The 19,969-nt window shown below is 68.8% G+C and carries 15 protein-coding genes; 13 read left to right on the top strand and 2 right to left on the bottom strand.

What is annotated here, in order from left to right:
- Nucleotide 1 precedes the first annotated feature (1 nt).
- From ABIC66_RS11900 to ABIC66_RS11880, 5 genes are all read left to right on the top strand, one after another.
- Nucleotides 2-1,492 carry an AMP-binding protein gene (locus tag ABIC66_RS11900; protein ID WP_354070491.1) on the top strand — a complete coding sequence of 497 codons (1,491 nt, stop codon included), beginning with the start codon at nt 2-4 and terminating at the stop codon, nt 1,490-1,492.
- A 50-nt stretch (nt 1,493-1,542) separates the two neighbouring features.
- Nucleotides 1,543-2,484, top strand: coding sequence for an AraC-like ligand-binding domain-containing protein (locus ABIC66_RS11895; RefSeq protein ID WP_354070490.1), 942 nt, complete (start codon nt 1,543-1,545; stop codon nt 2,482-2,484).
- Between the two features lie 116 nt (nt 2,485-2,600).
- Nucleotides 2,601-5,174 (top strand): TonB-dependent receptor, encoded by a 2,574-nt coding sequence (locus ABIC66_RS11890; RefSeq protein ID WP_354070489.1) that lies wholly within the window; start codon nt 2,601-2,603, stop codon nt 5,172-5,174.
- A gap of 108 nt (nt 5,175-5,282) precedes the next feature.
- Nucleotides 5,283-6,746: a benzaldehyde dehydrogenase gene (locus tag ABIC66_RS11885; RefSeq protein ID WP_354070841.1), complete on the top strand. Its 1,464-nt coding sequence runs from the start codon at nt 5,283-5,285 to the stop codon at nt 6,744-6,746.
- Between the two features lie 12 nt (nt 6,747-6,758).
- Nucleotides 6,759-7,859, top strand: coding sequence for an NAD(P)-dependent alcohol dehydrogenase (locus ABIC66_RS11880; RefSeq protein ID WP_354070488.1), 1,101 nt, complete (start codon nt 6,759-6,761; stop codon nt 7,857-7,859).
- Between the two features lie 60 nt (nt 7,860-7,919).
- Here ABIC66_RS11880 and ABIC66_RS11875 read toward each other — a convergent pair whose 3' ends face one another.
- Together ABIC66_RS11875 and ABIC66_RS11870 are read right to left on the bottom strand one after the other, a co-directional pair.
- Complete coding sequence (locus tag ABIC66_RS11875) at nt 7,920-8,870, bottom strand: PDR/VanB family oxidoreductase (RefSeq protein WP_354070487.1); 951 nt, start codon at nt 8,868-8,870, stop codon at nt 7,920-7,922.
- The gene (locus ABIC66_RS11870; RefSeq protein WP_354070486.1) at nt 8,867-9,943 is read right to left on the bottom strand and encodes a Rieske 2Fe-2S domain-containing protein; all 1,077 of its coding nucleotides are present in this window, start codon (nt 9,941-9,943) and stop codon (nt 8,867-8,869) included. The genes ABIC66_RS11875 and ABIC66_RS11870 overlap by 4 nt, the downstream gene beginning before the upstream one ends.
- A gap of 125 nt (nt 9,944-10,068) precedes the next feature.
- Between ABIC66_RS11870 and ABIC66_RS11865 the strand changes: the two genes are divergently transcribed.
- From ABIC66_RS11865 to ABIC66_RS11830, 8 genes are all read left to right on the top strand, one after another.
- Nucleotides 10,069-10,803: a GntR family transcriptional regulator gene (locus tag ABIC66_RS11865; protein ID WP_354070485.1), complete on the top strand. Its 735-nt coding sequence runs from the start codon at nt 10,069-10,071 to the stop codon at nt 10,801-10,803.
- A gap of 97 nt (nt 10,804-10,900) precedes the next feature.
- The gene (locus ABIC66_RS11860) at nt 10,901-11,350 is read left to right on the top strand and encodes a MarR family winged helix-turn-helix transcriptional regulator (protein WP_354070484.1); all 450 of its coding nucleotides are present in this window, start codon (nt 10,901-10,903) and stop codon (nt 11,348-11,350) included.
- 126 nt (nt 11,351-11,476) lie between these two features.
- On the top strand, nt 11,477-11,989 hold the full coding sequence (locus ABIC66_RS11855) for an RNA polymerase sigma factor (RefSeq protein ID WP_354070483.1): 513 nt from the start codon (nt 11,477-11,479) through the stop codon (nt 11,987-11,989).
- Complete coding sequence (locus ABIC66_RS11850) at nt 11,986-12,963, top strand: FecR family protein (RefSeq protein WP_354070482.1); 978 nt, start codon at nt 11,986-11,988, stop codon at nt 12,961-12,963. Before ABIC66_RS11855 ends, ABIC66_RS11850 begins: the two co-directional genes overlap by 4 nt.
- 88 nt (nt 12,964-13,051) lie before the next feature.
- Complete coding sequence (locus tag ABIC66_RS11845; protein WP_354070481.1) at nt 13,052-15,559, top strand: TonB-dependent receptor; 2,508 nt, start codon at nt 13,052-13,054, stop codon at nt 15,557-15,559.
- A gap of 61 nt (nt 15,560-15,620) precedes the next feature.
- Complete coding sequence (locus ABIC66_RS11840; RefSeq protein WP_354070480.1) at nt 15,621-17,333, top strand: sulfatase-like hydrolase/transferase; 1,713 nt, start codon at nt 15,621-15,623, stop codon at nt 17,331-17,333.
- On the top strand, nt 17,330-18,979 hold the full coding sequence (locus ABIC66_RS11835) for a sulfatase family protein (protein WP_354070479.1): 1,650 nt from the start codon (nt 17,330-17,332) through the stop codon (nt 18,977-18,979). Before ABIC66_RS11840 ends, ABIC66_RS11835 begins: the two co-directional genes overlap by 4 nt.
- A 7-nt stretch (nt 18,980-18,986) precedes the next feature.
- Nucleotides 18,987-19,928: a formylglycine-generating enzyme family protein gene (locus tag ABIC66_RS11830; protein WP_354070478.1), complete on the top strand. Its 942-nt coding sequence runs from the start codon at nt 18,987-18,989 to the stop codon at nt 19,926-19,928.
- Nucleotides 19,929-19,969 lie beyond the last annotated feature (41 nt).

The raw sequence follows: 19,969 nt of genomic DNA, 5'->3' as shown, positions 1-19,969 counted from the left end.
GATGACCCCCATGGACCACGTCGCCCTCCAGGCGCGTCTCCAGCCGCGAGGCTTGGCGGCGGTCGAGCTGGCCGACGGCCGTCGCTGGACCTATGCCGAACTCGACGCCGACATCGCCCGCGCGGCGAGCGTGCTGCGGCGGCACGGGGTGGGCGAGGGCGATCGGCTGGCGGTGCTGGCCAAGAACAGAGTCCTGCTGGCGGTCCTGCATCTGGCCTGCGCCCGGGTCGGGGCGATGTTCGTGCCGCTGAACTGGCGTCTCTCGCCGGCCGAGATCGCGGCCTTGGTCGAGGACGCCGAGCCGGCCCTGATCGTCGGCGACGCGCTGCTCGGCGCGTTCGGCGTGGAGGGCCTCGACCTCGATGTCCTGCAAGCCGAGATCGACACGGCCCAGCTCGCGGCGCCGACATTGGCCGACCGCGAGCGGCCGTCGCTGATCCTCTACACTTCTGGCACCTCGGGCCGGCCCAAGGGCGTGCTGCTGTCCGAGCGCAACCTGGACCAGACAGCGATCAATTTCGGCCGGCTGGGCCAGGTCACGCACCGAAGCGCCTTCCTAGTCGACGCGCCGATGTTCCACATCATCGGCCTGATCACCTCGATCCGTCCGGCCCTGCTGCACGGCGGAACCATCCTGGTCTCCGACGGCTTCGAGCCGGGCCGGACGCTGAGCCGCCTGGGCGATCCGGCGCTGGGCGTCACCCATTATTTCTGCGTGCCGCAAATGGCCGCCATGCTGCATCGCCATCCAAGCTTCGACGCCGCGTCGCTGCGAGGCCTGACGGCCGTCTTCACCGGCGGCGCGCCGCATCCGGCCCCCGACATCCGCGCCTGGCTGGCCGACGGCATCCCGGTGGTCGACGGCTACGGCATGAGCGAAGCCGGGACCGTGTTCGGCATGCCGGCCGACCCGGCGCTGATTGATGCGCGGGCCGGCTCTGCGGGCCTGGCCATGTCCTCGGTCGCGACCCGCATCGTCGACGAGCAGGACAACGACTGCCCGCCCGGCGTCGCCGGCGAGCTGCTGCTCAAGGGCGACAATGTCTTCACGGGCTATTGGCGCCGTGCCGACGAGACCGCGCGCGCCTTCACCGCCGACGGCTGGTTTCGCACCGGCGACATCGCCCGCGCCGACGCCGAGGGCTATCACTGGCTGGTCGACCGCAAGAAGGACATGTTCATCTCCGGCGGCGAGAACGTCTATCCAGCCGAGATCGAGGCGGCGCTCTCCGACCATCCGGCCATCGCCGAGTGCGCGGTGGTCGGCATGCCCGACCCGCGCTGGGGAGAGATCGGCCACTTGGTCGTGACCTGTCGGGACGGGGCCGTCCTGGATCTGCCCCTGATCCTGAGCCACCTCGAAAATCGGCTGGCGCGCTATAAGATGCCCAAGGCCCTGACCCTGGTCGCCGCATTGCCGCGCACGGCCTCGGGCAAGCTCCAGAAGACGATCCTGCGCGAGCGGCTGCTCGCCGAGGAGACAAGAAGCTGAACGCCGGCGGTCTCTGGGGGGAGCGACCGGCGAGCCTGAGGGAGGATCAGATGGCGTCCAGTCTCGACGAACAAGACGGCGCGACTCGGACCGGCGTCGGGCTCGACGCGTGGAACGCGATGGTCGCCTCGACCTTCGACAATCTGGTGGTCGACGCCGACCGCGAGGGGTTCGAGGGCCGCATGGACGTCCGCGACCTGGGCGGCATGGACCTGTCGCGGGTCGTGTCTAGCGCCGCCGTGGTGCGGCGAGGCCGCTCGGCCCTGGCGCGGCGGCCCTATTTCAAGCTCCACGTTCAGGATGTGGGTCGCAGCCTGAACCTGCAGGACGGCCGCGAAGCCGTGTTGGACGAGGGCGATCTGATGCTGTGCGATCCGGCGCGCCCCTATACGATCCGGTTCGATGACCCCAACCGCATGCTGGTGCTGCGGATCCCGTCCGAGCGCTTGGCCGACCGGGTGAGCGATCCCGAGGCGCTGTGCGGCCGGCGGCTGGCCGGGGACGGTCTGGCGGGCGCTTTGCTGACGTCGTTCATCCGCACGCTGTGGACCAACGCCGGCCACGGCGTCGCGCCCGTGGGCGAGCCGGTGCAGGATGCCGCGCTCAGCCTCCTGAGCGCCGTCGCGCGCGAAAGCGACGGCGCGGCGCCGGCCGCCCGCGATTCCGACCCGGGCCAAGGCGCGGGCGTGCGGATCAAGCGCTTCATCAACGAGAACCTCTGCGATCCCGATCTCAGCGTCGGCCGAGTGGCCGGGGCGCTGGGCGTGTCGCCGCGCTACGTCCAGATGGTGTTCGCTGGCATGGCCACCACGCCTCTGGCCTATATCCGACGCAAGCGGCTGGAGCGCGCGGCGCGGGCCCTGCGCGAGGATGGCGCGGCCTGCAACATCACCGAGCTGTCGTTCGGCCTGGGCTTCAACGACCTTTCGCATTTCAGCCGTGCTTTCAAGGCCTTCTACGGCGTGGGGCCGCGCGAGTTCAGGGCCAGCTGACCCTAAAAATCGACGTTGGGCTTCGCATCCGTGAAAGTCCCCTTCGCGCCTGGCCAAGTTTGACGCCGTCGCCCGTGCTCCTCTGTCGACAACGACATAAAAGGGAGGTTCGGGCCATGGGGCGTAAGCTCTGGTTACATCAGGTGTTCGGGGCGGCCTCGGCGCTGGCCCTGGCGGCGGCCGGCGCCGCGCACGGCCAGGTCGTCGAGGAGGTGGTCGTCACCGCCCAGAAGCGGGCCGAGAACGTCCAGGACGTGCCGATCGCCATCTCGGCCTTCACGGCCAACGCCCTGCAGGAACGCGCGGTGGGCAACGTCGCCCAGCTGTCCAACCTGGCCCCCAATGTCACCCTGGATGGCGGCACGCCCTTTTCGGGCTCGCCCTCGGTGCTGTCGGCCTATGTCCGCGGCATCGGCTCGGACGACTTCGCCTTCAATATCGACCCAGGTGTCGGCATCTATGTCGACGGCGTCTATCTGGCCCGCACGGTCGGCGCCAACCAGGACCTGCTGGACGTCGAGCGGATCGAGATCCTGAAAGGCCCGCAAGGCACGCTGTTTGGCCGCAACACCATCGGCGGCGCGATCTCGATCGTCACGCGCGAGCCGGGCGATGCGTTCAAGTTCAAGGGCGACGTCACCGCCGGCAGCTTCAACCTGATGCAGGCGCGCGGCAGCGCCGACCTGCCGCTGACCGAGGGGCTGTCGTCGTCGATCACCTTCGGGATCAAGAGCCGCGAGGGCTATGTCGAGCGGATCCCCTATCCGGACGCGCGCGCCCGCAACACGACGTCGTACACGGCCTTTCCATCGTCCGACTTCGACACCGCCTCGGAGGAAGGCGGCGAGAACAGCTGGAACCTGCGCAGCAAGCTCAAGTGGAAAGGCGAGGCGACCAAGCTCGTCTTTTCGGCCGACTACACCCGCGAGAGCAGCGGCGGCCTGGCCAACACCCTGATCAGCACGACCGAGCGCACGCCAGGCAATTTCGCGGGCTCGGCCAACCTGCCGGGCACGGCCTTCGACCCGACGGGGACGACCGGCTTCCTGTTCGGCGGGCTCTACAATTTCTGCATCGGCGCGACCCCGGCCCAGATCGCGGCGCGCAACGCTCAGGCCCTGTGCGGCGTGCGCGGCACGCAGTATAGCCCCGGCCTGCACGTCGCCTCGCTGGCGGGCGTCAATGTCGACGCCGATCCGAACAACGACCGGCTGCCCTATGACGGCCGCTTCGTCGCCAAGGACATCGACAAGAGCTACGCCACCGGCAACAGCTTCTCGAACCTGGTCAACTGGGGCGCGGGCCTGACGGTCGAGCACAGCCTGACCGACGACGTGACGCTGAAGTCGATCAGCGCCTATCGCAAATTGCTGTGGAAGAGCGGCACCGACGCCGATGGCTCGCCGCTGAACATCGCCCAGCTGAGCTTCGACATGAAGCAATGGCAGATCAGCCAAGAGCTGCAGCTCCTGGGCTCGGCGTTCGACAAGAAGTTGAACTACGTCCTCGGCGGCTACTACTTCAAGGAAAAGGGCTCGCTGCACGACTTCGTCACCTTCGACGAGGGCTTGTTGCAGGTCGACGGCCCCAACCAGCTGCAGACCAAGAACTATGCGGCCTTCGGCCAGATCGACTGGCGGCCGATCGATCTGATCGGGATCACCATCGGCGGTCGTTACACCAAGGAAAAGAAGCGGTTCGAGGGCGGCCAGCAGGACCTGAACGGCTTCAACTACAAGCTCTTCGGTTGCTCCGACGCCAACGGCAACATCACGCCGAACGGCCCCTTCCCACTGGCTCCGATATCGTGCCAGACGGGTCTTGGCTATCCCGATCCGGCCAATCCGGTGCGGGTCTACGCGCCGGGCGTCAACGCCCAGACGTTCAGCAACTTCTCGCCCAAGGTCGGGGTGCAGCTGCACCCGGCCGACGATCTGATGGCCTATGTCAGCTGGTCCAAGGGCTACAAGACCGGCGGCTGGACGACCCGCCTGACCAACCCGCAACTGCTGGCCCAGCCGTTCGGCGAGGAGACGGCCACCACCTGGGAGGCGGGCTTCAAGTCCAAGCTGCTGGACCGGCGCCTGCAGCTGAACGGTTCGGTGTTCCAGACCCAGTACGATGGCATCCAGCTAAACTTCCAGCAGGGCACTTCGCCAACCATCCGCAACGCCGGCGACGCCAAGATCAAGGGCGTCGAGTTCGAGGCGGTCGCCGTGCCGTTGGAAGGCCTGACCCTCAACGCCTCGGTCGGCTATCTGCACGCCCGATACACGTCCGTCTTGGCCGGGGTGCAGGCGGTCAGCGGTCCCAATCCGTTCCAGGCGGGCACCTTCGCTGGGGCGCCGCTGCCCAAGACGCCGACGTGGAAGATCAACTTCAGCCCGCGCTACGAGGTCAAGCTGGCCAATGGCGGGTCGATCACGGCCATCGGCGACTGGACCTACACGTCCAGCATCTGGAACAACGCCCAGCGCACCTATCTGCTGAGGCGCCCGGCCGTGCAGGTGGTCAACGCCAGCCTGGCCTACGCCGATCCCGGCGGCGCCTGGAGCGTCACCGTCGGCGGCGCGAACCTGACCGACAAGCGCTACCTGACGACCGGCAACGAGAACATCGCCGCCGGCGCGATCTTCGGCACCTACAGCCGGCCGCGCGAAGCCTATGTCCGCCTCGGCGTGACGTTCTGACGAAGGCGGGGTGAGCGCCCGCGTCGCTCGCCCCTTTCGCCCTCCGGGGCTCGGTGAATTGGAGCGCAAGACGTCATGAACGACATGAGCCCGCGACCCGGCGTGTTGATCGATACGCCCCTGCTGTCGGCCGCGCAGTGGAACGAGCGACTGTTCTCCAACGGTTGGCGAACGCCCCAGGGCGGCGTGATCGAGGTGCTAGAGCCGGCCACCGAGACGGTGCTGGCCAAGGTGGGGCGCGCCGACCGCTCAGACGTCGCCCGCGCCGCCGCCTCGGCCAGGGCGGCGCAACCGGCCTGGGCGGCGGTGACCGCCGACGCGCGCCAACGGATCCTGCTCCGCGCCGCCGACCTGCTGATCGATCGCGCCGACGAACTGGCGACGTGGATCATGCGCGAGAGCGGCTCGGTCGGGGGCAAGGCCGCCGTCGAACTGGAGCATGCCGCCGGCTTCGTGCGGCAGGCCGGCGCGATGGCGACCGAGGCCGCCGGGCTGGTCTTGCCCGCCTCCCCGGGCAAGACCAGCATCGCCCGCCGCGTCCCCCTGGGCGTGGTGGCGGTGATCTCGCCGTTCAACTTCCCGCTGGTGCTGTCGATCCGCGCGGTCGCGCCCGCCTTGGCGACCGGCAACGCGGTGGTGCTGAAGCCCGATCCGCGGACGCCGATCAGCGGCGGCTTCCTGATCGCCCGGGTGTTCGAGGCGGCTGGCCTGCCCGAGGGTCTGCTGCACGTCCTGCCCGGCGACGCCGAGGCCGGCGACGCCCTGTGCCGCGATCCTAACATCGCCATGGTCGCCTTCACCGGCTCCACCGGCGCGGGCCGCAAGGTCGGCGAGGTGGCGGGCGCGCATCTGAAGAAGGTGGCGCTGGAGCTGGGCGGCAAGAACCCGCTGATCATTCTCGACGACGCCGATCCGGACGTCGCGGCCTCGAACGCGGCCTGGGGCGCCTGGCTGCACCAGGGGCAGATCTGCATGACCGCCGGGCGGCTGCTGGTCCAGCGCGGCGTCCACGACGCGGTGGTCGAGCGCCTGGCCGCCAAGGCGGCGCGCCTGCCGGTCGGCGATCCGATGCGAGGCGACGTGGCCCTGGGTCCGCTGATCAGCCGAAGCCAGCTGGACCGCGTTCATGCGATCGTCTCCGACACGGTGGCGGCTGGAGCGCGACTGGTCGCCGGTGGAACTCACGACGGCCTGTTCTACGCGCCGACCGTGCTGGCCGGCGTGACGCCGGGCATGCGGGCGTTCGAGGAGGAGATCTTCGGCCCCGTGGCGGCGGTGACCGTCTTCGACGACCTGGACGAGGCCGCGCGCCTGGCCAACCATGGCCCCTACGGCCTGGCGGCGGGGATCATCACCGGCTCGGTGGGACGCGGAATGAGCCTTGGGAGCGCGCTCGAGGTGGGGCACCTGCATGTCAACGATCAGACGGTCGACGCCGGGCCGCACTCGCCGTTCGGCGGCATGAAGGCCTCCGGCAACGGAACCCGCATCAGCGGACCGGCCAATCTGGACGAGTTCACCACCTGGCGGTGGGAGACGGTCAAGGCCGCCGCCACGTCTTATCCGTTTTAGGAATTGTTCCGCATGCAGATCACCGCCGCCGTCACGCGCAGCCCGGCCGGGCCCTTCAGTCTCGAGACGCTCGACGTCGAGGCGCCGCGGGCGGGCGAAATCCTGGTCCGCGTGGTCGCCACCGGCGTCTGCCACACCGACATGGTGATGCGCGACCAGCACCTGCCCACGCCTCAGCCCGTGGTTCTGGGCCACGAGGGGGCGGGGGTCGTCGAGCGGGTCGGACCCGGCGTGACCAAGGTCGCGCCGGGCGACCACGTGGTCATGACCTTCAACTCCTGCGGCCGGTGTCCGTCGTGCGCCGACCACGCGCCGACCTATTGCCACGAGTTCTTCCCGCGCAACTTCATGGGCGCGCGCGAGGACGGCTCGTCGGGCCTGTCGAGGAGCGGGGAGGCCATCCACGCCAACATCTTCGGCCAATCCTCGTTCGCCACCCACGCCCTGTGCCACGAGCGCAATGCGGTGAAGGTCGACAAGGCCGCGCCGCTGGAGATCCTGGGGCCGCTCGGCTGCGGGGTGATGACGGGCGCCGGGGCGGTGATGAACGCCCTGAAGGTTTCCGCCGGCCGCTCGCTGGCGGTGTTCGGCGCCGGCGCGGTGGGCCTGTCGGCGGTGCTCGCGGCCAAGGCCATGGGCGCGGGTCCGATCATCGCCGTCGACATCAATCCCGACCGCCTGGCTCTGGCGCTGGAGCTCGGCGCCGACCACGCCCTGAACGGCGCCGAGGGCGGGGTGCTGGAGAAGATCCAGGCGATCACCGGAACCGGCGCGCACTTCTCGATCGACACGACCGCCAACCTCAAGGTGATGCGCCAGGCCGTCGATTGCCTGGGCGCGCGCGGCGTCTGCGGCCTGGTCGGCGCGTCCAGGATGGGCGACGAGCTGGCGCTGGACGCGGTGTCGGTGATGAGCGGCGGCAAGGTGGTGCGCGGCGTGGTCGAGGGCGACGCCGACCCCGACGTGTTCATCCCGGAGCTGATCGCCCTGCACCGGGCCGGGCGCTTCCCGTTCGACCGCCTGATCCGGTTCTATCCGTTGGCGGAGATCAACCAGGCCGTGGTCGACGGCGAGGCCGGGCGGGTGATCAAGCCGGTGGTGCGGATGGGCTGACCCTTCGGGGTTCCGAAACACTTCAGCCCGGCGCGGACCTCGCGCCGGGCTTTTCTTTTGTCAGAGATCCACCACCAGGCGCGGCGTGCGGGCGCGCGAGCAGCAGGGGGTGAACTGGTCGTTAGCGGCCTTTTCGGCGTCGGTCTGGAAGGCGTCGCGATGGTCGGGCTGCCCCTCCGTCACGCGGGTCAGGCAGGTGCCGCAGACGCCCTGCTCGCAGGAGACCGGCACGAAGACGCCTGCGGCCTCCAGCGCCTGGGCGGCGGTCTGGTCGGCGGCGACGGCCACGACCTGGCCGGTGCTGGCGATGACTAGTTCGAAGGGCCGGTTCTCACCCTCGGGCGCCGGCGCGGCGGCGAAATGCTCCTTGCGGATCTGGTCCGGCGCCCAGCCGCGCGCCAGGGCGCCGTCGATGACGTGGCTCATGAACCCGCCGGGACCACAGACATAGAGGCGACGGCCGGGCGCGGGATCAGCCAGGGCAATGTCGAGGTCCAGCCGGGTTTCCGGCTCGGCGTCGAACGACAGCCGCACCGCGTCGGCGAACGGCGCGGCCGCCAGCTCGTCCAGAAACGCCGCCCGCGAACGGTCCCGGGCGCAATAGTGGAAGCGGAAAGGACTCCCCAGGGCGTGCAGCCGCCGGGCCATGGCCAGGATGGGCGTGACGCCGACGCCGCCGGCGAACAGCAGGTGCTCGCGCGCCGTCTCGTCCAGCGCGAACAGGTTGCGGGGGAGGCTGATGTCCAGCATCGCGCCTTCGATCAGCCTCTCGTGGACATAGGTCGAGCCGCCGCGCGAGCTCGGCTCGCGCAGGACGGCGATCCGATAATGGCCGCGATCGGCCGGGTCGTTGCACAGCGAATATTGCCGCGTCAGGCCGTTGCGCAGGAACAGATCGACATGCGCGCCGGCGTCGAAGGCCGGCAGGTCGCGGCCTTCGGGGCAGACGAGGTCGAGCCGCACGATGTCCTGGGCGGCCTGGGCGCGGGACGCCACCCGGACCTTGATCATCCGGCGACCGTCACCAAGCCGGTCTCGGCGGCGATCGCCTTGTCGATGGCCATGCGCGAGCGCACGCCGCCGGCGTCGATGTTCAGCTTCAGGAGCTTGCGGTCGGGATGCGCCAGCAGGTTCTTCTGCTGCCGCTCCAGCATCTCCAGGTCCTCGGAGAAGATCTTGCCCTGGCCCGCGCGGATGGTGTCGGTCAGGGCCGGATCGCCGACCGCGAAGCTGCGCGCCATGCCCCAGAAGTACCAGTGCGAGGTCTCGGTCTCGGGCGTGATGAAGTCGACCACGACGCTGGAAACCTTCTTGTCGAGCGGAGCGTGATAGCCACCGTGGCCGGCCAGGGCGACGCCGACCTCGATCATCACATGGCTGGGCAGGGAGAAACGGCAGATCTGCCAGCGGTCCACCAAGGCGTCCTCGGGCAGGCCCGCGCCGCGCAGCGCCATGCGCCAGAACGGCGGCGCGTGGATGCCTTCCATGAACCGGCTGGTCACGACCTCCTCGCCGTCCAGCCGGGTGGTCACCGGGGCTTCATCGATCTCCTTCTGGCCGATGCTGGTGGCGTGGACATAGGTCTCGTGGGTCAGGTCCATCAGGTTGTCGACCATCAGCCGGTAGTCGCAGGCGATGTGGTAGAGCCCGCCGCCATAGGCCCAGTCGGGACTGTCGGCCCAGAACAGCGGATGCAGCTTGGCCGGGTCGGCCTGGGCCGGATCGCCGGGCCAGACCCAGATGAAGCCGTGACGCTCCAAGACCGGAAAGGCGCGGATGGCGGGGAAGGCGGCGACGCGCTGGCCCGGCATCGACGTCGCCCGCCCTTCGCAGCCCATGGTCAGGCCGTGATAGCCGCAGACCAGTTCGCCATCGCGGACGAAGCCCAGCGACAGCGGGGCGCCGCGGTGCGGGCAGAAATCCTCGAGCGCGACGGGCCGGCCGTCCTTGCCGCGGTGGAACACCATGGCCTCGCCGCAGACGCGGCGGCCCAGCGGCTTGTCGGCGATCTCGTCGGGCGTGCAGGCGACGTACCACGCGTCGCGGGGCCAGGGCGCGGCCTTGGTCGTCGGTTCGGGACCCATCGTCGTTTCCTCGCACTGGTCTATCGACCTATTGGATCCAATCTCCATTGCAATCGCGGCCGCGTCAAGATTGGATCCAATAGAAGGCTTGTGAGCGTCTCGACGGGTCGGCTAGGGTCCCCGCCATGGACATGCCGCGCATGAAGCCGGGCCAGCGGGTGATGATGGCCCTCCGCAAGATGATCGCCTCGGGCGAGATTAAGAGCGGCGAACGGATCGCCGAGATCCCGACGGCGGCGGCGCTGGGCGTCTCGCGCATGCCCGTGCGCACGGCGCTGCGGAGCCTGGAACGGGAAGGGCTGGTCGTGCGGCTGGGCGCGCGGGGCTATGCGGCGCGGGGCGTGTCCAGCGACCAGATCCGCGACGCCATCGAGGTGCGCGGCGTGCTGGAAGGCTTCGCGGCGCGGCGCCTGGCCGAGCGCGGCCTGACGCCCGAGACCCACGCGCGGTTCGCCGCCCTGATCGCCGAGGGCGAGGCGCTGTTCGCGACGGGACGATTGTCCGCCGAGGACGTCGATCGCTACGCCGCCTACAACCAGGCCTTCCACGACACCTTGGTGGCCGCCGCCGGCAACGGCGCGGTGGAGGGGGCGTTGGCGCGCAACAGCTTCGAGCCGTTCGCGGGCGCGGGGGCCTTGGCGCTGGACCTGACGGACCTGGCGGCCGAGTACGACCACCTGCTGGCCGCTCACCGCCAGCATCTGGCGGTGCTGGACGCCGTCGCGCGCGGTGACGCCGACAACGCCGAGCGGATCATGCGCGACCACGCCCTGGCCGCCATCCGCAACGCCAAGGTCTTCGAGGCGGCGGCCAGCGCGGGCGCGCCGCTGGGCGCGGCGTGGACCATTCGCGCCGACTGACGAGGCGGCGGCGCGAAGCATCTGGAGGTCTCGTCAGAAACGCTATAAGGCGGTTGGGATACAGTTTCCTTGGCGTGCTAGTTAGGATTCGCGGACAATGGAAGAAGCCGCCGCCTTCGGCGCTCTGGGACAACGGCTGGGGCTGCAACTGCACTCGACGGACGTGCGGATCATGGCCGGTCTGACGGCCCGCCTGACACCCCTGAACGTGACCCCGGCGCGCGCCACGGCGATCGTCTACATCGCCCTCAACGCCGGCTGCGACCAGGTCACCCTCGGGCGGGCCCTGGGGATCAACCGCGCCAGCACGATGAAGGCCGTCGACGAACTGGAGGCGTTAGGCGCGATCGAACGCCGCCCCGGTCGCGACCGCCGCACTAACGCCCTGCACCTGACGCCCGCCGGCGAAACCCTGCGGGTTCAGATCGAGGAGGCGACGCTGGCGCATGATCAAGAGGCCTTCGCCGCCCTGACGCCGGCTGAACGGGCCGAGTTCAGTCGTCTGCTCGCCAAACTGCGCCACGAGGGGAAGGGCGAGGGCCTTTAGGCGGGGCGAAAGCGCCTCGGGCCCTGGCGGCCGCTCGCGTCCGAACTCTTTCTTGCCGATCTCGCTGAGGTGTTCGACCTTCCCGGACTCTAAGCCTGCGGAGCAGTCTCCCAAGGCCGGTGAATCATGGCGTCCGATCCGCTGAAGACACGACTGGAGATCTCGCAGCTGGATCTGGTCCGGTATGAACCGGGCTTGCGCCGCTATCTGCGTCGACGCGCGCCGGCGGGGCAGGTGGACGATCTCGTGCAGGAGGTCTTCACCCGGCTCCTGACCCTGCGGGATCCCGCGGCCGTGGTCGATCTGGAGCGTTACATCTTCGTGGTCGCGTCCAGCGTGCTGTCCCGCCAGCGGCGCCGCGCGGCGCCCTGGGAGAGCTTCGGAGAGGTCGAGCCGCCCGAACTGCACGATAATCTGACCCCGGAGCGCTCGCTGATCGGCAAGGAGGGGGTGGAAGGGGTCCTGGCCGTGCTGGATGGCTTGTCGCCCCGGACACGGCACGTATTTCTGCTGCATCGTTTCGAGGAAATGACCTATCAGCGCATCGCGCGCGAGCTTGGGATCTCGGTCAGCGCCGTCGAGAAACACATGATGGCCGCCCTCAAGGTGTTGTTTTCGCGCGCGAGGTCGGACCGATGAGCGCTCTGCTGCATGAGCGAGCGGCCGAGGTCGCCGAGTGGCTGGCGCGGCGCCGGGCCGGCCCGCTTCCGCCAGAGGACGAAGCGGCCTTCCAGGCCTGGCTAGAAACGGCCCCGGGGAACCGGACGGCTTTCGACGAGGCCTCGGCGCTGTGGGACGGCCTGGACGGGCTAAGAGGGGATCCGCGCCTGATGCGGCTGCGCGAGGAAGCGCGATCGGCCGTGGGCTGGAGAAAGAGACGCCGGCTGACCGCCGCGATCGCCGCCTGCGCGGTCGCGGCGCTGGGCGGCGCGGCCGCGTGGCAGGGCGGCCGCTATCTGCTGAAATTGACCGCGCCGCAGCCGACGACCTACGCCACGCGGATCGGGCAGACGATGAGCGTCAGCCTGCCGGACGGCAGCCTGGCGGTTCTCGACACCAATTCCGAGCTACGCGCCTGGGCGCCGGGCCAGGAGCGCCGCCTGCAACTGGTCCGGGGACGCGCCTTCTTCAAGGTCGCCAAGGATCCCACGCGCCCCTTCGTGGTGCGGGCTGGCGAGCACAGCGTGACGGCGCTGGGCACCCAGTTCGACGTCGATCTGCGCCCGGAAAGCTTCAAGGTAGTGTTGGCCGAGGGCAAGGTGCGGGTGCGTTCGGATCGCGCGGCGATCGGGCCGGCGACCTCGGTCGACATGAACGCCGGCTACCAGCTGGTGGCCCGCGGCGGCGGTTGGAATCTGACCCGCACCGACACCCGCAGCGCCGAGGGATGGGTGTCCGGACGCCTGGTCTTCGACGACACGCCGCTGGGCGTGATCGCCGCCGAGCTCAACCGCTACTCGCCCCAGCCGATCGTGGTGGCGCCCGAAATCGCCGGACGCCGCATGAGCGCGGTGCTTCCCGCCACCGACCCGGGCGCCTTCATCGCGTCGGCCGAGGCGCTCGGCCTGGCGCGCCGCGCGCCGGGCCCGGGCCTTGGATTGGTGACGCCGTAATTTTTCCCGAAAAGCCCTGAGGTGTTTCGCCGCCCTCGACTCTAACCCTGAAACGGCAGCCAACATGCCGTGGGGAGGGAACAGAGAGATGATGCACCGTTCGACGGGCGGCGTGGCGCCGTGGCTGATGGGAAGCGCCCTGGCGGCGCTGGTTGCGACAGCGGCCCATGGCGAGGCTCGCAACTACCAGATCAAATCCCAGGACCTGGCGCGGGCGCTGAAGGAGTTCGGCCTGCAGAGCGGACGTCCGATCTCGTTCACCGAGGATCGCGTGCGCGGCCGCCGTTCGGCCGAGGTGATCGGCGCCTATGACGACGAGGTCGCGCTCCGGCGTCTGTTGCAGGGCGCCGGGGGCCTGACGTTCGTCCGCGCCCAGAACGGCTTCGCCGTGGTCCGGGCCGACGCGCCCGAGATGATCAAGGTGGCGACCCAGGCCGCGCCAGAGGCGCCGGCGCCCGCTCAGGTCCGGGCCGAGGCGCCGGCCGCGCCGATCACGGTGGAAGAGGTCGTGGTCACCGCGCAGCGTCGCGCCGAGACCGTGCAGTCCGTGCCGCTGTCGGTATCGGCGGCGACTGGCGACTCCCTGGCCAGGCAAGGCGTCAAGAACATCGTCGACCTGTCGAGCCAGGCGCCTAGCCTGCAGATCAGCAACGGCGGCGGCGGCAACGCGCAGGTCTTCATGCGCGGCGTGGGCAGCACCAACACCACGGTGGTCGGCGACCCGGCCGTGGCCGTGCACGTCGACGGCATCTATGTTTCGCGCGCCAACGCGATCAGCGGCCTGTTCTACGATCTCGATCGCGTCGAAGTGGTGCGCGGGCCGCAGGGCACGCTCTACGGCCGCAACGCCACCGCCGGCGCCATCAACATCATCACCAACGCCCCCAAGCACGACTATCAGGGGGCGGTTGACGTCGAGGTCGGCAACTACGCCGCCCTGACCACCACCGGCATGATCAACGTGCCCCTGGGCGAGGCCCTGGCCGTCCGGGCGGCGTTCCAGACCAGCCGCCACGACGGCTATCTGAAGGCGGTCAACATGGGGCCTGGGACCGGCGGTAACGATCGCAACGACCAGGACGATTCCTCGGCGCGACTGTCGGTGCTGTACCAGCCCAATGAGAAGCTGAAGGTCCTGGTGCGCGGCGACTATCTGCACCGAGGCGGCGCCGGCTTCGGCGACGTGGCCTATCCGTTGGAGACCGGTAATCCCTACACGACCAACGCCAAGGTCAACGTCTCGCAGGACAATACCTTCAAGAACATCACGCTGGAGGCCAGCTACGATTTCGACTGGGGCACCCTGACCTATCTGGGCGGCCATCGCGATGTGGACGTCAACACGGTCACCGAGAACCTGGCCTCGGACAATCATCGCCCGACCTATCAGACGCAGGACAATTGGAGCGAGACCCAGGAGCTGCGCCTGGGCGCCGACAGCGGCAAGCTCAAGTGGGTGACCGGGCTCTACACCTTCAAGGAAAAGAGCGCGACCGACACCCGCATCCTGCAGGCCAACGGCAACTACCTGGCGTTCTTCCAGCCCTACATCTTCTCGCGTTCGGCCGCCGCCTTCGGTCAGGCGACCTATTCGGTGACCGACAAGCTGCGGCTGACCGCCGGCGCGCGCTACACCCACGACCACAAGGGGCGCAACGGCAACACCTATCTGCTGAAGCCGGACTTCTCGATCCTGTCGCTGGTGGTGCGCAATCTCTCCGACGAGACCTGGAATGCGACCAACTGGAAGCTCGGTCTCGATTACGACATCAACAGTACGTCGATGCTCTATGCCCAGGCCTCGACCGGCTACAAGGCCGGCGGCTATTTCGACGGTCTGCCGCCGAACGCCTACGACCCCGAGCATATCACCGCCTACGAAATCGGCTCGAAGAACCGGTTCTTCGACCGACGGCTGCGTCTGAACGTGGCCGGGTTCTACAACGAGTACAGGGATCTGCAGGTCTCGGCGGTCGAGAACATCGCCGGGCAGAACGCCCTGGTGACCCGCAACGCCGGCAAGGCGGTGATCTACGGCGTCGAGGTCGAGAGCGACTTCAAGATCTCGCGCGCCGACGTCGTCGACCTGAACCTGTCGTGGCTGCACGCTCGCTACGAAACCTTCGTGCTCCCGCTGGGGGATCCGTTCGTCAACTATGCGGGCAATGCCTCGGTCGAGCGCTGCTACGCCGCCAACTACGCCCTGCCGTCACCTCGGAGCGGGGACTTCGCCGGCTGTCACATGGCGCGGACGCCGACCTGGAGCCTGACCGCCGGTTACGCTCACACCTTCGAACTGGCCAATGGCGCCACCCTGACCGGTCGGGCGCAGAGCCACTACGAGAGCGAGAAGGAGCTGGAATTCCACGGCTTCGCCTCGAACCGCCAGAAGGCGTTCACCAAGACCGACCTGTCCCTGACCTACGCCAGCGAAGACGGCCACTGGTCGCTGATGGCCTATGTCCGCAACCTCGAGGACAAGGCGGTGCGCACCAACTCCAACGCCAACGCCACCACCGGGGTCACGACCAACGGCACGGCGTTCTACGCGCCGCCGCGCCTGTACGGCCTGCGGCTGTCGGCGAAGTTCAACTGAGAGCGCGAAGGGCGCTCGCCCGCGCGGGCGCCCGTTTTCCCCGTCGTGATGTGAGGCGTGCATGAACATGAAGGCGCTCTGGTTGATTGGCGCGGCGGCCCTGGCCTTGGCCGCGCCGTCCTTCGCCGGCGAGGTGAAGGGCAGGGTGGTCGGGCCCGACGGCGCGGCCGTCGCGGGCGCCAAGGTGGTGGTCAACGACCTGCTGCGGGGGGACACGACCGGTCGGGACGGGGGCTTTGACCTGCCGCGCCTGCCCGCCGGCCAATACGACGTGCTGGTCACCGCCATGGGGCTGGCCAGCCAGCAACGGACGGTGACGATCCCCGAGACCGGCGCGGCCACGTTGGACTTCCGGCTGGGACCCGATACGGCGCTGACCAAGGCCGCGGCGATGAACGCCGAGCCGGCGGCCGATCATTCGGCGCAAAAGCAGGCCTATCTGGCGTCGGTCAAGCCCGTCACCGGCCATCGGCCCAACATCGTCGTCCTGCTGTTCGACGACCTCGGCTACGGCGACCTGTCCTCGTACGGCAATCGCCTGATTAAGACGCCCAACATCGACGCCCTGGCGTCGCGGGGGCTGAAGCTGACCCAGTTCTATTCGGGCTCGCCGGTCTGCACGCCGTCACGCGCGGCGCTGCTGACGGGTCGGTATCCGACGCGCTCGCGGGCCGCCAATCACGTCTTCTTCCCGACCGACAATCCGATGGCGCGGATTCGCCGCTCGGCGGGCTATGCGAACGCCATTCCCGCCGACGAGATCCTGCTGCCCGAGGTGCTGTCGCGCGCGGGCTACCGGACTGGGGCCTTCGGCAAATGGCACCTGGGCGACACGCCGGGCCATCGCCCGACCGACCTGGGGTTCCAAACCTATTTCGGGGTGCTCTACAGCAACGACATGACCCCGCTGCCGATCTATCGGGGCGAGGCGGTGGACACCCCGCCCGACAAGACCGATCAGCACACCCTGACCGAACGCTTCACCGACGAGGCGATCGGCTTCATGCGGGCCAACGCCGGCCAGCCGTTCTTCGCCTATGTGCCGTTCACCGCGCCGCACCTGCCGCACTATCCCAATCCCAAGCATCAGGGCGTCTCCGAAGGCGGTGTCTATGGCGACGTGGTCGAGGATCTCGACGCCAATGTCGGCCGGATCATGAAGGCGATCGACGAGCTGGGGATCGCCGACGACACCATCGTCATCGTCACCAGCGACAACGGCGGCGACCAGGGCGGCAGCGTCGGCGACCTGCGCGGCCGCAAGGGCGAGACCTATGAAGGCGGCATGCGCGTGCCCGGCTTCGTGATCTGGCCCGGCAAGACCAAGCCAGGATCGGTCAGCGACGCCATGGCGATGAACATCGACCTGTTCCCGACGCTGCTGGCCATGCTGGGCGTTCCGTCGCCGACGGACCGGATCCTCGACGGCCGCGACATGACCTCGATGCTCTCGGGCGGGCCTTCGCCGCACGACTATCTCTACTACGTGACCGCCTATTCGGGCGAGTTCCAGGCGGTGCGCGACGCGGACTTCAAATACCGGACCGTGATTTCGGAGAAGTGGCCGCTGGCCCCGACCGGGACCGCCGCCCCCTACGGCGCGCGGCCGGCCCTCTACAATCTGAGCGGCGACAACGAGTCCCACGACGTCAGCCTCAAGCACCCCGACGAGGCTAAGAAACTCGCCGAACGGCTGGCGGCCTTCCGCGCCGACGCCGAGCGCAATCCGCGTGGCTGGGCGTCGGCCAATGCGAGCTCCCAGGAGACCCGATGATCAAGCCCATGACCTCCCTGCTGCGCGCGCTGGCGGCGGCGTTTCTCGCGACCGCCTGGGCGGTCGCCGCGCGCGCCGAGCCGCCGCCCGCGAGCCGCCCCAACATCGTGTTCATCCTGGTCGACGACCTGCGCTTCGACGCGATGGGCTTTCTGAACCCGGGCCTGCGGACGCCCAATATCGACTTCCTGGCCAAGAACGGGGTCTATTTCCCCAATGCCGTGGTCACCTCGTCCCTGTGTTCGCCCAGCCGGGCGACCATCCTGACCGGGATGACCGCGCGCAATCACGGGGTCATCGACAACAACAACTCGTCCGAGGCGGGGCTGACCTTCTTCCCGACCTATCTGCAAGGCGCCGGCTACCAGACCGCCTTCGTGGGCAAGTGGCACATGGGCGACGCCAGCGACGGGCCAAGACCAGGCTTCGATCACTGGATCAGCTTCCTGGGACAGGGCAACTATCTGCCGACCGACGGGCTGTCGCCGCAGCAGGTGGCGACTGGCCAGCGCAACATGCTGAATGTCGACGGCAAGCCCACGCCGCAGAAGGGCTACATCACCGACGAGCTGACCGACTATTCGATCGACTGGCTGGAGCACGGCCGCGACAAGTCCAAGCCGTTCTTCCTCTATCTCTCGCACAAGGCCGTGCATTCCGACGTCAAGGCGGCCGATCGCTACGCCGACCAGTACAAGGATCTCGACATCAAGCTGCCGGCCAGCATGGCCGATACGCCCGAGAACAACCGCGGCAAGCCGATGTGGGTGCGCAACCAACGCAACAGCTGGCACGGGGTGGATTTCTTCTACAACCAGGACAAGCCGCTGAAGACCTACATGCGCGACTACTATCGCGGGCTCAGCGCGGTGGACGACAGCGTCGGGCGGGTGCTGGCCTATTTGCGCGCCAACCACCTGGAGGACAACACCATTATCGTCTTCTTCAGCGACAACGGCTTCCAGTTCGGGGAACACGGCCTGATCGACAAGCGCGACGCCTACGAGGCGTCCATCCGCGTGCCGATGGTCGCCTATGCGCCGGGGCGGTTCCCCAAGGGCGCGGTCGTCGAGAGCCGGGTTCGCAACCTGGACCTGGCCCCGACCTTCCTCGACGCCGCCGGCGCGGCGGCCCCGCCGCAGTTCGAAGGCCAGAGCGTCCTGCCGCTGGCGACCGGCCGGATCAAGCCGTCGGACTGGAAAGAGGACGACTTCGTCTACGAATACTATTGGGAATGGACCTTCCCGCAGACCCCGACCACCTTCGCCATCGAACGCGGGCGGTTGAAGTACATCCAGTACCATGGGGTCTGGGACCTCGATGAGCTGTACGACCTCTCCAAGGATCCGGACGAGATGCACAACCTGATCGACGATCCAGCCTATCTCCAGGCCAAGATCGATCTGCGCAAGGCGCTGTTCGCCAAGCTGGCCAACAACAAGGGACAGCACGCCGTGCCCTTCACCGAGCGCTCCAGCGCGGGTCAGGTCTTCCGCAGCCTGGCCGGCGCCAAGGCGGCCGACTTCCCGGAAACCTGGCTGCGGCCGGCCAATCCGGTCGACCGCTTCGATGGACTGTTCCCCGACTCGCCGGCCAAGCTGGAGGCCGAGAAGAAGGGGCAGCCATACTTCCCTCGGCGTCAGTGAGGCGGAGATGAGCGCGGCGGATCGGACGGCGGGGATGATCAGGATCGAGGGGCGCGACTTCGCCATGGGATCGGCGCGCTTCTATCCGGAAGAGGCGCCGGTCCGCCGGGTGCGGGTGGACGGCTTCTGGATCGACGAGATCCCTGTCACCAACCGGCAGTTCGCCGCCTTCGTCCGCGAGACCGGCTATGTCACCGAAGCCGAGATCGCGCCGGATCCGCGCGACTATCCGGGCATGGCCCCCGCCATGGCCAAGGCGGGATCCCTGGTGTTCCAGCCGCCGAAGGGGCCGGTATCGCTGGACGCGCCGCTATCGTGGTGGGCCTTCACGTTCGGCGCCCATTGGCGCAAGCCCAATGGCAAGGGCAGCTCGACCCTGAACCTGCAGGATCACCCCGTGGTCCACGTCTCGTACCGCGACGCCGAGGCCTACGCCGCCTGGGCGGGCAAGTCGCTGCCGACCGAGGCGGAGTGGGAGTTCGCCGCGCGGGGTGGGCTCGACGCCGCGGAGTTCGCCTGGGGTGACGACCTGGCGCCCGACGGCGCGATGATGTGCAACTACTGGCAAGGCGCCTTTCCGCGCGAGAACCTGCGGCTGGATGGTTTCGAGCGCACCTCGCCGGTGCGGCGCTTTCCGGCGAACGGCTACGGCGTCCATGACATGATCGGCAACGTCTGGGAGTGGACCTCGGACTGGTGGTCGCTGCCGGTTCCGAAGGGGGCGAGCTGCTGCGTGCCCAGCAATCCTCGCGGCGGTCCCCCGGAGGGAAGTCTCGATCCGAGTCAGCCCCAGACGCCGATCCCGCGCAAGGTGCTCAAGGGCGGCTCGCACCTGTGCGCCGAGAACTACTGCCAGCGCTACCGGCCCGCCGCCCGCATTCCCCAGACCATCGAGAGCGCCACCAGCCACCTTGGCTTCCGCTGCGTGGTTCGCGAAGCCGCCGCGTAGCCGCCTTCCCCCCGGAACCTCGAGCCCTCGGCCACCCCTTG

The sequence above is a fragment of the Caulobacter sp. 1776 genome (assembly GCF_040545685.1).
Lineage (GTDB): Bacteria > Pseudomonadota > Alphaproteobacteria > Caulobacterales > Caulobacteraceae > Caulobacter.
This window is presented reverse-complemented; position numbering and strand designations above follow the sequence as displayed.